Annotated in this window: 12 protein-coding genes and 1 other RNA gene; 5 read left to right on the top strand and 8 right to left on the bottom strand. The window is 30.5% G+C overall.

Annotation, left to right across the window (positions count from 1 at the left end; translation table 11 throughout):
* Window positions 1-64 precede the first annotated feature (64 nt).
* A complete protein-coding gene (locus MOV50_RS03705; protein WP_321779062.1) occupies window positions 65-466 on the bottom strand; it encodes a Fur family transcriptional regulator in 402 nt (133 codons plus the stop codon).
* A 116-nt stretch (window positions 467-582) separates the two neighbouring features.
* On the opposite strand from MOV50_RS03705, the gene MOV50_RS03700 reads away from it, so the two are divergent.
* A complete protein-coding gene (locus MOV50_RS03700; RefSeq protein WP_321779061.1) occupies window positions 583-1,242 on the top strand; it encodes a ferritin family protein in 660 nt (219 codons plus the stop codon).
* Between the two features lie 72 nt (window positions 1,243-1,314).
* Entirely contained in the window at window positions 1,315-1,692 is a 378-nt protein-coding gene (locus MOV50_RS03695; protein ID WP_321779060.1) for a hypothetical protein, read from the top strand.
* Here the strand turns inward: MOV50_RS03695 and MOV50_RS03690 are convergent, their stop codons facing one another.
* The gene (locus MOV50_RS03690; protein ID WP_321779059.1) at window positions 1,693-2,922 is read right to left on the bottom strand and encodes a DEAD/DEAH box helicase; all 1,230 of its coding nucleotides are present in this window, start codon (window positions 2,920-2,922) and stop codon (window positions 1,693-1,695) included.
* A 340-nt stretch (window positions 2,923-3,262) separates the two neighbouring features.
* Here MOV50_RS03690 and MOV50_RS03685 point away from each other — a divergent pair, with 340 nt between their 5' ends.
* Both MOV50_RS03685 and MOV50_RS03680 read left to right on the top strand, forming a co-directional pair.
* Window positions 3,263-4,960, top strand: a complete 1,698-nt coding sequence (locus MOV50_RS03685; RefSeq protein WP_321779058.1) for a methyl-accepting chemotaxis protein — start codon at window positions 3,263-3,265, stop codon at window positions 4,958-4,960.
* Between the two features lie 262 nt (window positions 4,961-5,222).
* The gene (locus MOV50_RS03680) at window positions 5,223-5,831 is read left to right on the top strand and encodes a hypothetical protein (protein ID WP_321779057.1); all 609 of its coding nucleotides are present in this window, start codon (window positions 5,223-5,225) and stop codon (window positions 5,829-5,831) included.
* A gap of 14 nt (window positions 5,832-5,845) precedes the next feature.
* Here MOV50_RS03680 and MOV50_RS03675 read toward each other — a convergent pair whose 3' ends face one another.
* From MOV50_RS03675 to MOV50_RS03665, 3 genes are all read right to left on the bottom strand, one after another.
* Complete coding sequence (locus MOV50_RS03675; RefSeq protein ID WP_321779056.1) at window positions 5,846-7,087, bottom strand: hypothetical protein; 1,242 nt, start codon at window positions 7,085-7,087, stop codon at window positions 5,846-5,848.
* A 239-nt stretch (window positions 7,088-7,326) separates the two neighbouring features.
* Window positions 7,327-7,728: a hypothetical protein gene (locus MOV50_RS03670; RefSeq protein ID WP_321779055.1), complete on the bottom strand. Its 402-nt coding sequence runs from the start codon at window positions 7,726-7,728 to the stop codon at window positions 7,327-7,329.
* A gap of 68 nt (window positions 7,729-7,796) precedes the next feature.
* Entirely contained in the window at window positions 7,797-8,201 is a 405-nt protein-coding gene (locus MOV50_RS03665; RefSeq protein WP_321779054.1) for a hypothetical protein, read from the bottom strand.
* A 438-nt stretch (window positions 8,202-8,639) separates the two neighbouring features.
* Here MOV50_RS03665 and MOV50_RS03660 point away from each other — a divergent pair, with 438 nt between their 5' ends.
* Window positions 8,640-9,845 carry an IS3 family transposase gene (locus MOV50_RS03660; protein ID WP_321777146.1) on the top strand — a complete coding sequence of 402 codons (1,206 nt, stop codon included), beginning with the start codon at window positions 8,640-8,642 and terminating at the stop codon, window positions 9,843-9,845.
* Here MOV50_RS03660 and MOV50_RS03655 read toward each other — a convergent pair.
* The 3 genes from MOV50_RS03655 to MOV50_RS03645 form a co-directional block, all read right to left on the bottom strand.
* Window positions 9,785-10,261, bottom strand: coding sequence for an integrase arm-type DNA-binding domain-containing protein (locus MOV50_RS03655; protein WP_321779053.1), 477 nt, complete (start codon window positions 10,259-10,261; stop codon window positions 9,785-9,787). The genes MOV50_RS03660 and MOV50_RS03655 overlap by 61 nt on opposite strands.
* 185 nt (window positions 10,262-10,446) lie before the next feature.
* Window positions 10,447-10,821, bottom strand: a transfer-messenger RNA (tmRNA) gene (gene ssrA / locus MOV50_RS03650).
* 91 nt (window positions 10,822-10,912) lie between these two features.
* Complete coding sequence (locus MOV50_RS03645; RefSeq protein WP_321779052.1) at window positions 10,913-12,961, bottom strand: methyl-accepting chemotaxis protein; 2,049 nt, start codon at window positions 12,959-12,961, stop codon at window positions 10,913-10,915.
* Window positions 12,962-13,022: the final 61 nt, after the last annotated feature.

The following is a 13,022-nucleotide window of genomic DNA, read 5'->3' as shown; positions in this document are numbered from 1 at the left end:
ATCTTTAAAAATTAATAGTGGATTATATAATAATAGTGCTGAGGAGTTTTTAAAATCTAAAGACTTATCGACATTTTTTGCAAATTCCAGATAATACTAAATCAGTTTTAGATACCAAAAAATCACTTTGTGCCTGAGCTTCATCTAAAACGGTTTGTAGTTCTAAGTCTATATCTGAAACTTCATTACATGTTTGGCAAACTAAATGTGAATGTACTTTTTTTGTTAGTTCATAAACAGATTTATTGTTAGGAATTTTCACTTCTTGAATAAATGAATTTTGAAGCATTAAGTTTATGTTCTTATATATAGTAGCAAGTGAGATAGAGTTAAATTTTTTGAGCATTATAGTATATAGGGCATCTATGTTTATGTGTCTATGTGTAAACATAGCATCTGAGATAGCTAGTCTTTGCGGTGTTGCTTTTAAGTTATGTACTCTTAATTCATCTGTAAAGTTAATCATGTCAAAATTATACACTATATATGTTTAAAGGATAAAAATTATATTTTAAGTTTAATAATAGTATAATTTAACAAAGGATAAAAATTATCCTTTAGAATTTAATTTTGGAGAAAGAAATGAAACAGTATCAGTCATATAGATGTAACAAATGTGGTAATGTAGTAGAGGTTCAAAATGTTGGTGGTGGAGAACTTCACTGCTGTGGCGAAGCTATGGAGATGATTACTCCTAATTTAACTCTTGTTAACTTGATTAAATCTTTTGCAGGTGAATCACAAGCTAGAAATAAGTATGAGTACTTTGCAAAAGCTGCTCAAAAAGAGGGTTATAGAGATATTGCAGAACATTTCCAACGCGCTGCGAACAATGAAAAAACTCACGCTAAAATGGAACTTGCTCTTCATAATAGAATGGTGAGTGATAGTGAAAACAGTTTTGGAAATACTAAAGAAAACCTACAATCAGCGATAGATGGAGAGAGTTATGAAAATGTAACAATGTATCCTGATTTTGCAACTATTGCAAAAGAAGAGGGTTATAAAGAAGCTGCACAACTATTTAAAGGCATCTGTAAGATAGAAGTAGAACATGAAAATATGTTTAAAATGCTTTTAGACAGACTTGAAGCAGATGCAGAGTTTAAGAGTGAAGATGCCCAAGAATCATGGATTTGTGAGATCTGTGGTCATATTCATTATGGGAAAAAAGCGCCAGTAAAATGTCCTATTTGTAAGCATGATGAGAAGTATTTTTCAAGATTAAACTCTAAAAAGTAAGTTTTTAAGGCTATTCAACAATACTAAAGTTCTTGTTTTATATGATACGCCATATAAAACAAGGAACTATCAATGAAAATCATCACACTATCTCTTATTTTTGCAATAAGTTTATTATCAGCTAATGAAACAACTATAAATCTTAAATGTTACCCATACCAATTTACGGTGGGTGGTAAAGTTACAAGAACACTAACAAAACACCAAGCAGAAGAGTCAGGTCTTGCAAATACTATATCTTATAATGAAGAAAATATGAAATTACAAAATGCTAGTACAACTATAGAGCTAAAACATGTTGATACTCAAATAGAAGAAAATATTTCTGTTGAAATATACAAGGATGTAAATAGTAATGTTATGTGTAAAATAAATCCAAAAGATAGAAATACACTAGCGATGGATTGGGGAAGTAGAGTAATAATCAATTATAAATGTGAAGTACAATAGTTACTTTAACAACTTCTCTCTAAGTTTATCTTTTTTACTTTTTTTCTTGCCCTTTATAGGGGCGGGACCTTTTTCTTTTCTCGGTGTTTCTCCAGTAAGTTCAAATCCAGCTATTTGTTCTCTTTTTATTTTTACCTTACATTTTTTTTCTATGATTTTAAAGTGTTCTTGATTCTCGTGCGATACAAATGAAATCCCAAGACCTTCTTTACCTGCTCTAGCAGTTCGCCCAATACGATGAATATAGTCTGTCGGAGAACGAGGTAAATCAAAGTTTATAACACAATCAATATTTTGTATATCTAAACCTCTTGCAGCAATGTCAGTCGCAAAAAGAATATTTATCTTTTTATCTTTAAACTCACGCAGTGTGTAAGTTCTATCTTCTTGAGATAAATCACCATGAAAAGACTCAGCTAAAAAACCATACTTTCTAAACTTATGTGCTATGTTGTCCGTTGCTCTTTTGTTAGCCATAAAGACAAGTACATTTTTTAATTTTTCAGTTTTAATGAGATGTCTTAGTAGAGGACCACGATTTACTTGATCTACCTCTATGACTCTTTGGGTTATAGTATCTACTGTTGGTACAACTTCATCAATACTAACTTGGGTAGCATCTTTTGTTATCTTAGATGCTATGTTTAAAATTTTATCTGGATAGGTTGCTGAGAAAAGAAGATTTTGTCTTTTGCTTGGAATGGCATCTAGAACTAGGTTTAACTCTTCAGAAAATCCAAGAGTTAACATCTTATCTGCTTCATCAAGAACAAAATACTCTAGATGCGAAAGGTTCATCTGTTTTTTACTAAGAACATCTAAAAATCTACCAGAAGTAGCTACTAATATTTCACAACCTTGCTGAATATCGTAAAGTTGATCGCCAATACCTTCTCCACCTATAAGACTAACAATCTTAGGAGCTTTTGTCATAAACTCACAAAAAGTTTCAAATGTTTGAGAGATTTGAAGGGTTAACTCTCTAGTTGGAGTTAAAACAAGGACTTTAATTTTCATCTTGCCTTGAGGTCGATTTTTTTGTAGTTTTTCTAAAATAGGAAGAATATAACTAGCACTTTTACCACTACCTGTTTTTGCTCTTGCCATAATATCTTTGTTATCAAGAATAAGAGGAATAACTTTTTCTTGGATAGGAGTAGGTATTTCAAAGTTATATTTGTTAAGTGCTTGCAGTATGTTCGAAGAGAGTTTGAGTGAAGAAAAAGTCATTTATTGGTTCCTGAAATTATTTTAAATATTTTTAACAATATCTCAATTAAATCTTTATTATAGAGCTTAGTGTAGTTTTTCTTTTAATGAATAATAGTCATATTTATAAGAGTTGTCAAGAGCAAATTCACATTATTTATTTAGTTTTACAAACATAAAAATATTTAAATCACAAGGACTGACAATATTTTATCTTATTCCATATTCTCCTTAGTTGGACTCGTAAAATTTTCAAAAGAGTTTTTGAAAAATATTATTAACAACTGTTTTATGATAAAATAGGTTAAATAAAGTAGTTAATAATTAATATTTTAAGTGATTATTAAAAAAGGATAATATGATGAGTTTAAGAATTGGAATATTTATGATAGCGATGGTTTCTGCTATCATTGTGGCGTTTTGCGTAGGTGCATTGTACTTTTATGGTATAGCTAATGATAAACAACATTATTTATCAGAGCAGCAATATAAATCATATGTGATTGCTAAAGAAGTAGCTGCAGTTTCAGCTAGTTTGACAAATATGGCAAGAACTTATGCGAAGACAGGGAATTCAAAATATTTAGATAAATATAATACTTTTTTAGCATGGCGTAGTGCAAAAATCTCTCGCCCCAATGATGGAGTTGATATATATAAAGGTGAAACTATTTCACAAGATGACATTATGAAAAAATTACAATTTACACAAGAAGAATTTTCACTATTGGCTGAAGCAAGTAAGTTCTCTACTGAGTTGGTTAATATAGAAGTGCAAGCAATGGCTACAATTACAAAGGGAGACTTTGTTGAAGGACCAGCTACTCCTCTTGCAAATGAAACTTATGACGCTTTTGCTGTGCGATTATTGTTCGATGACAATTACCACAATGAGTTAGTTAAAATAGGTACACCAATTAAAAAGTTCTTTATAAAATTAGAAAAAAGAACAACAGCTCAACTTAAAAAGGCGAAAGATAACGCAAACTTTTGGTTAGTAAATATTTATATAGCAATGTTTCTTATTATTTGTTTCATGTTTGTAATCGGTGTATTCATGATGACACGAATCATTAAACCAATCAATAAACTTGAAGCTACTATGGTACAAGTTACCAAGAACAATGACTTAACAATAAGAGCAGAAACAAACGCTCCACAAGAGCTTTCTCATATGGCAACAGTATTCAATGAATTATTAGATCAAGTATTAAGCTTAATAGACAATTCCAAAAAATCATCTACTGAAAATGTTTCTATATCCCATGAGCTATCAACAACAGCAGATCAAGTAGGAAAAAATGTTGAAAATTCTGTAGTATTGGTAGAAAATTCAAATAAGCAAGCGATTAAAGTACAAGAAGAGATATTAAGTGTTATGGAAGACGCAAAAGAAAGTAAAAAAGAGATAGACCAAGCAAACAAAAAACTACAATCTGCAAGAGAAGATATAATAACTCTAGCTAAAAATGTACAAAGTAGTGCAGAGTCGGAAGAAGAGTTAGCAAATAAAATGGAAGAGTTATCTAGTAGTGCAGAAGAAGTTAAAAATGTCTTAGGAGTTATAGAAGATATAGCAGAACAAACAAATTTACTAGCTTTAAATGCTGCTATAGAAGCTGCAAGAGCTGGAGAACACGGGAGAGGATTTGCAGTTGTTGCTGATGAAGTTAGAAAACTAGCAGAGAGAACACAAAAAAGTTTAACAGAGATCAACACTACAATAAGCTTAATAGTTCAATCAATAGTAGATGCTAGTGCACAAATGAGTAGTAACTCTAAAGGGATACAAGAGTTATCAACTATAGCTATAAAAGTTGAGGTAGCGATAAATAGTTCTGTAGATATAGTGGATAAAGCGTCTAAAACAAACGATAGAGCAGTTGTTAGGTTTGAAGAGACAAATAAAAGTATAAATTTAATAGTAACTCAAATGAAAGAGATAAATGAGTTCTCATCAAATAATGCTAGAAATGTTGAAGAGATATCAAGTGCATCTAATCATTTAAATTCATTAACAGATAAGCTCAAATATCAGCTTGATACATTTAAGACTTAATCGGGAGAGCATTAAAAATTATTTTAAAGTTTTGTAATTTAGGGGTTAAGTGAGAAATAAATGGTGGAGCTGTGGTCTACTAGATAACATCCTGTAAATAGCTAATACAAGGGGTTTTAAAAAAAATTACATTTACTAATGTACCTTTTAATGTACCATATTGACAGAGCTTAAGGTAAGTTTATTGTAGTTCTTTTATAATAAATTTTATAGTAAAAAATATGTTAAAATATGACAAAATAAAAAAAGGTGGGGGAGTACAATGAAAGAAGTAAATGATGCACTATTGTATAAATATCCAAACTATACACTGTTACCAAAAAAAGAACTAGTCATAATTGAGGAACTTAGGGAAGTTATTTATAAGGATATGGAAGCGATAAATAATCGTTTCAAATTAAAAAATAGTATTCTAACTTCACTTATATATGTTGTATTTATTGTCCTTCCTCCTGTTGGATGGATTTTAATAGCTGTGATTGAAGTAATGAGACGTATGAGAAAAAACTATCTAAAGAATACAAGAATATGGGAGCCTTCCTTTGAAATAATAGACCCTCTATATCAAAAAGGTCATAATGAGATTTTTGATAAAATAAAAATATTTTCACAAGCACCAGCAAACGAATACACAAATTTAGGAATAGTAAAAACAGAGAATGATACAGAAGAGAGAGCAACTAATACACTTTTATTTAAAGCATATAATATGGGAGCCGATGCAATAATAAATTTTAGTATAAATTCTACATCAACTACCTCCATTTCTTCAATGGACAAACAATTTAAAAGTGATAATTATACAGTGAATACAAATACTGAAGAAAAATATATGGCATATGGAGATGCAATTAAATACCTCAAAAGGTAAATATTAATTTTCTCTTAGGGCCTTGGAGATATTCCCTTCTGTAGTTCACTCGTTTGTTCTTGAGATATTTTTAGGAAAGAGCTGTAAAGCTTGTCATATTCCATTTGTAAAGTTTTATATTCTTTTGAATTTTTAGGGTTAGGTAAAGGTTTATTTTTAAGTACCTCTATTTCTCTTTTTAATTCTTTATTTTCAAATTGTAAATCACTAAGTTGTTTTCTCATTATTTGTCTATCGCTTCCTCTGTAGCTTAGTAGCTCTTGTTTAAATATATTGATAGTTCTTTCTTGTTTTTGTAATTGATAATCTTTTGCTTCAAGCTCTTCTTTTAATTTATTAATTTCTTGTGCTGCTAAATCAGCTAACTTTTTTATTTTGTCATTTTCATTGGTGCTTGATATGTTTTTTTTAGGTGCTTTTAGCTCTTTTTGTAATTGTAATATTGTGAGGTCTTTGTTTTTTATTTTGTCATTTAGCTTTTTATTTAGTGCTTCAAGCTTTGCATAATCAGCTCTTTTAGCTCCCCAAACCTTTAGTTCGGCTCTTAGCTTACTAATCTCTAATTTGAGTTCTTTTTGTTTGGCTTGATGACTTTCAGGTTCTGGAGTAATCCAACTTTTTATATTGGTAATTATATTAGGATAAGGAGATAGCCTTAGCCTTTGTTCTTGTAGTCGTTTGGCTTGTGCCTTGTACTCATAAGTATTAAGCCTCTTCGGGCGAGGTTTACGCTCTCTTGTGTAATTAGTGCCCCTCTGCATGTTTAAAATTTGAGCTGTTTGGTTCTGTAGCTCTGATAAGTAAGATTGTGAGAGTTTACGACGGATAGAATTACCCTGAGAATCTATTCCCATAAACTCAATATGAGCATGATAATTTTTTACAGGTATTCCATCATCCGAAATATGTCCTTCATCTCTATGAATTGAAGCTTGAATGATTCTAGTATCAAGGGATTTTTCTAAATATTCTAGCAATGGTTTTAAATTTTTAGCTTTGTGGTCATGGTTTAAATTTACGATTGCACTTAACTGTGTAATCGTTTTTGAATGTAGTTTTTTACGAGTTGGATGATTTTTTAAATATGATTGAGTGCGTTTTGCAAGTTCATTTTTATATAAAATAATTGCATCTTTTGCACTTTTTGAATGCCAGTTTTTAGCTTCAAAAATAGAATTTTTTGTTGGTCTAGTTCTATCATTATGCCCAAAAAACCCCATTTTTCCAGCTTCGATGTGAATGGATGAAATTGACATTATTTATATTTCCTTAGATAATTTTTTGAGTACTCTTGTGGTCTCACAAAACCCACTTTATTTCCGTTAGGTAATGTGTAGTGGGTACCCACTACACATTAGTATCAACAAGTTGAACTAATGAGTGTGGGAAAATTTATACCACAAGGGTATTAATTTGAATAAATGAACTTGTTCATTTATTCATTTTTTGAGGTATAAAAAAAAGAGTGTTTATTATATGATTTGTTATATGAAAATTACGGTTTTAACTCAATGTTATTTTCTTCAATTTCGTAGTTTTCAAAATGATTTATTTTTTGAAGAGGGCTGATAATATCAAAAATTTTACGACGCTCTTCTTCGTCAAAATTAAAAAAACTAAGTATAAAATTTGATTGAGTTTCAAAAGTTTTTATTATTTCATTTTCATTTTTTTTATCAATTATTTTTCTAAGGTTTCTAATTTTTGATATAGTGTTTTGTTGTTCTAGTTTTGATAAATCAAAAAAATAAGAGATAAAATCTCGAATAGATTCTTCTCCCTTTTTTTTAAAATGTGAGGTTTGAGATTGCATCGTTTTCTTTAAAATATTTAAACTCACATGCTTAATTATTCCTTCAATTTCGCACTCTTCTAAATTGATTTCATTTTCTATCATTTCTTATCCTTGTTTTTGACTTTGTCATTATTATATTTTTGTATTAAGCTTTTTTATTTTGTCACATTTTAAAATGTGACATTTGGTATCTCGTCATTTATGATAAAATTCTCATTCTTTTTTGAGAATGATTCTAATTGTTTTAGTTGTTGCTCTTGCTTTTCTTTTTTTTTCTTTGCAGAAATTTTCCCAGCTATCCGATTTTTTTCAACTTTTTCATCATATGGAATCATCAAATTTATCAACATTGGAGAAAAAAATTGTGTACCGTTTTCATCTTCTTTTATATCAAAATAGTCATAATTTTTAATTATGGTACTCAAAATGGGAAGTGAAATATTAAATTCAATTGCTAATAAATCCAAATCATTTAATGGATATTCATAGTTTGGCTCAGATTTTAGATGTTCTATTAAAATAACAATCGCGCCGTATCCAACACCACCAGGAAAGTCTGACATCGCTCTTTTCATTTGTCTTTGATTCCGTAAATCTTGATGTGGAAAATATGGTACCGGTTTATGAGTCGACATTTAACATCATTTTATCAATTTCGATTTTATCAAATACGGTAATTCGTGTAGAAATTTTTTTGATTTTATTCGTCCATCTTTTACCATTTTCCACAAAGTTGAAATTCCAATTCCCGTGTACGTCGACAAGCTATCAACTCTCATCCATCTAATTTCATTTTGCATCTCTAATTTCCTTTTTAAATCTTATAGAATTTAATAAGATTTATTGAGTTTGTATGAGAGTATTATAAAATTATATAGGCATGGTTTTCCAAAAATTTGGTTCTTTTTTGTCTCTTTTTTTTAGGTATAATGAACCCCTAAAACTGAACCAGTAAAATTTGTTTTCTTATTTCAAAAATGATAAAATTGAAATAGAGAATATAGGAATTAAATATGAGTGCAAAAAGAAAAAGTTATAGTGCAAATTTTAAAGCAAAAGTAGTACTGGAAGTTTTAGAGGGTGAAAAAACTGTTAATGAAATAGCTAGTGGATATGAAGTCCTACCTCTAAGTTTAAGAAATTGGAAAAAACAGTTTCTTGAGAATATGTCATTAGCATTTGATAAAAGTACTGTTGTAAAAGAATACAAAGATGAAATTGATACTCTTAAATATGAAAAAGATGCAATTGCAAAAAAACTTGGAGAGACAATTGTTGAGAAGGATTTTCTTGTGGAAAAGCTAAAAAGCTTGGCCTCATCTAAAGAGAGAAAAACTCTACTTGATGCTAAGCATAAATTATCACAGAATAAGCAGTGTCAATTGCTACAGGTAAGTAAGTCGAGTTTGTACTATACTCCAACTAAACCGTTTAGTAGAGGTAAAGACTTGAAAATATTAGATGCTATAAATAATATATATTCAGACTTTCCATCATATGGAAGTAGAAGAATTCATGCTCAACTTTTAAGAGATGGGTATAGCATAGGGAAAAAGTTCGTTAAGAAAGCTATGAAGTATATGGGTATAGAAGCCTTGTATCCTAAGCCTAAGACCACTACAGCAAACAAAGAACATTATAAGTATCCATATCTCCTAAAAGATTTTAGAGATTATGCTGGACGTGTTGTAATTGAAAAAACTAATCAAGTCTGGAGTACAGATATTACTTATATCAAACTGGAAAAAGGCTTTGTATATTTAGCCGCAATAATAGATTGGCATAGTAAAAAAATACTCTCATGGAAACTTTCTAACACAATGGATATTTCCTTAGTTAAAAGTGTGTTAAATGAAGCACTCGCATTTTATCCTAAACCAGAGATATTTAACACAGACCAGGGAAGTCAATATACTTCAAAAGTTCATGTTGATATTCTCAAAAAACACAACATTAAAATTTCAATGGATGGAAAAGGTAGAGCTACTGATAATATTTGCATCGAAAGATTCTGGCGAAGTATTAAGTATGAAGAAATTTATCTGAATGAATATAAGAATATAAAATCTCTCAATCGAGCAATAAAAATATATATGAACTCTTACAACAAAAAAAGATTACATTCGGCGATTGGATATAAAACTCCAAATGAAGTTTATTATAAAGCTGTCAATAATTTAGATCCTAAAGGAGCAAAACTGTTACCACTGGTATCGTAAAGAGGTAAAATAAGAAAACTTGTTTTACTGGTCTTGAAAAAGGGAACCATTATACTATAAGCAAGTTCTTTCTCTTGTTTTATAAACCACTCGTCAACTACTTTATCAAATATTCCATCTTGGGCAATTTGTAGTTTTATCTTATCTTCTTGTTTTTTATCTATGGGGTCTATTTCTTTAGATATTAGTTCTCTGTAATTTTGTGCTTTTTCTCGTGCCAAGGTTAAAGGTACATCAGGAAATTTTCCAAAAGATGATTTTCTTCTTTTTAATTTTGTTGGACTAGTAAATCTGAATTCCCATAGTTTAGTTCCATCTGTTTTGATGAGTAATGATAAGCCATTACCATCTGCTACTGTGTAGGGCTTGTCTTTAGGTTTTAGTCTGGAGAGTGTAACAGCTTGTAATTTAGACATTTAAAATCCTTTTTGGTACATTTTAGAGAGTGATAAAGAAGTTATTATCGTAATGTACTAAATTATGTACCATTAGCAGGTACATTGTATTGCAGTAGCTTAGACTAACTGAGATTAACAAATGCTTAAAAAGTGTTTACTTTAGGGGTCTATTAGATTATATTGGAGTGTATGAGATTAAATATTGGTGGAGCTGTGGAGAATCGAACTCCAGTCCGAAACCACGCTACTCCTGACCTCTACATGCTTAGAAAAGCCGTTAAAGTTTAATTCTGCTTCACACAACTTGCAAAGCTACACAGAACGAGCCTCAAGGTTCATCTTAAGCTGAGACAGACTTAACATATATCTACATAGGGGTTATACTTCGAATCCGACTTATCTAGAGTCCATCGGTGAAGCAGCCCGTCCTCTAAGAGGGGGTAAAACTTAAGCTACTGCTAAAGCTGGGCGATAATTTGTATTGTTTGCGTTTAAGCAATTTTAAGCCGTGTAACGGAAGTGCTCAGTCCGACATGCAGTCAAAAGCTACTTGATCCCGTCGAAACCAGGTCAGCCCCATATATTCGAAGTATAACATATAGTTTGTAAAAATGACTATTATTTTTTGGATTTGTCCTAGCCCTCGGGTAGAGGTACTAGGACAATCTTTTAAGTATGAAATGTTTCAAGTTTTGAATTTAGCTCATTTGTAAGTGTATTTAAATGTTCAGCTGCCGAGGCAATTTCTTCAACACTTCTAGCATTTGTAGCTGAGAGTTCATTTATTTTCTCTACTTTAGTTACAATTATTTTTACATTTTTACCAGTGCTTTCAAAGTCTTTTACAGTTCTATCACTTGCATCAACTGCTTCATTAACTATAACAACTGTTGAGTTGATTCTGTCTTCAACTGTTTGTGCGATATTTGCAAGCTTTTGTATTTCATTTGAATTTGCACTCATTTGAGTAGAAGCGTCATTGATAGATTGAACAACAACATTTATAGTTGCATTTATCTCTGCTAATGTTTTTTGAGTTCTCTCTGCTAGTTTTCTAACTTCATCAGCAACAACTGCAAACCCTCTACCATGATCGCCTGCTCGAGCTGCTTCTATAGCAGCATTTAAAGCAAGTAAATTAGTTTGATCTGCTATATCGCCTATAATAACTAACACATTTTTAACTTCTTCTGCATCTTTTGAAAGAGTTTCCATATTTTGGGAGAGTTCCGCCTCTGTTTGTGCAGTGTTTTGAACCTTTGATGTTAAAGATATGATGTCATCTCTCGCAGTTCCTAGATTTTCATTCGCTTCAACAATATCATTCTTAGATTTCTGAGCTTCAGAAATGGCATTTATTATTTCATTTTGCACTGATTTTGCTTGGACTGTTGCTTCTTCTATTATATTAACAGAATTTTCAACATTATTTCCAACACTTAGGGCAGTAGTTGAAAGCTCATGAGAAATTGAAGAATTTTCAGTAGAAGAAGTTTTAGAAGTAGCTATTAGTTCTTGTAAAGAGCTAAGTAAGGTATTAAGGCTTTTACCCATATCCATAATCTCTTGTGGAGCGTTTATATCTACTCTTTGCTTTAAATCATGATTAGAAGAGATTTCAAGTATTTTTATTTTAAATGCATTTAATGGTTTAATAACACTTATTGAGATAATAAAAAACGCAATTGCAATGACAATTAGTAAGATAATAAAAGCACCTACAATAAGAGTGTTTCTTATAGCATTTGGAATTATTAAAACTTCTGCTTCATCTATTTCACTTAGTATTGCCCAATTTAAATCTTGACCTACTTTAATTGGAGCATAAGAAGATAATACAGGATTACCATTATAATCGATAACTATTTTTGTGTCTTTTTGACCATTTAAGGCACTTCTACTTGCTTGTGTATCACAACTACCTGTAGTTGGATTGGCGAATGAAGCTTTTAGAGAGTGACCTTTAGGGTCTAAGAAGCTATCGCTTCTCATAAGCTTATCTTGACCAACTAGATAATCTTCTTGAGAATTTCCGTAACCATGTCTAAATTGCATGATTTTATTTATCGTAGCATCTGAAATTTGAAATACTAAAATTCCTTCAAAATGTCCATCTTTATCAATTATAGGAGCACCTAAAAACATAGCTGGAGCACCATTACTTGGGGCATAAGGTTGCATATCTACAAATACAGCTCTTTTAAACTCTTTTACTTTTTTAAATACTTCAGCAAGTCCACTATTTTTTAAACTTCCTGTTATAAGATTTGCACCATAATCAGATTCTTTTGATACTGTATAGATAACATGACCATCTTCTGGATCAATCAAAAATAAATCATAATAACCATACTCTTTTATATATTTATTAAAGAATTCTTCATGTGGAGCTGTTGCTTTTATAACTTCTGGGTTAGTTATCGGAAATGCACCTTTTGGATCTATAAATAGCTTATTATCTAATCCATTTAAACTATTTACTAAAGCTTCTACATTATCACTAGATACAATGATATTAATATCGCTAATTCTTTCTTTAAAGAAATTTTGAATCTGTTCAGCTTTAGAATCTCTCGCTGATGTTAAGCTATTGTAGCTTTTTTCCATTAAAGCATCTTTACTTTTACTAATTGAAGCAAAGGTAAGGATTGCAGACAAAGTAATTAAAGAAATAATTACGAGCGCTAATATCTGTGTCTTTATAGATAAATTTTTCATGTTGTAACCTCCGAATTAAATATTATTTTTTATTATAGCGAATAATACCTTTAAACTTAAA

Origin of the sequence: Sulfurimonas sp., assembly GCF_029027585.1 — a bacterium.
Classification (GTDB): domain Bacteria; phylum Campylobacterota; class Campylobacteria; order Campylobacterales; family Sulfurimonadaceae; genus Sulfurimonas.
This window is presented reverse-complemented; position numbering and strand designations above follow the sequence as displayed.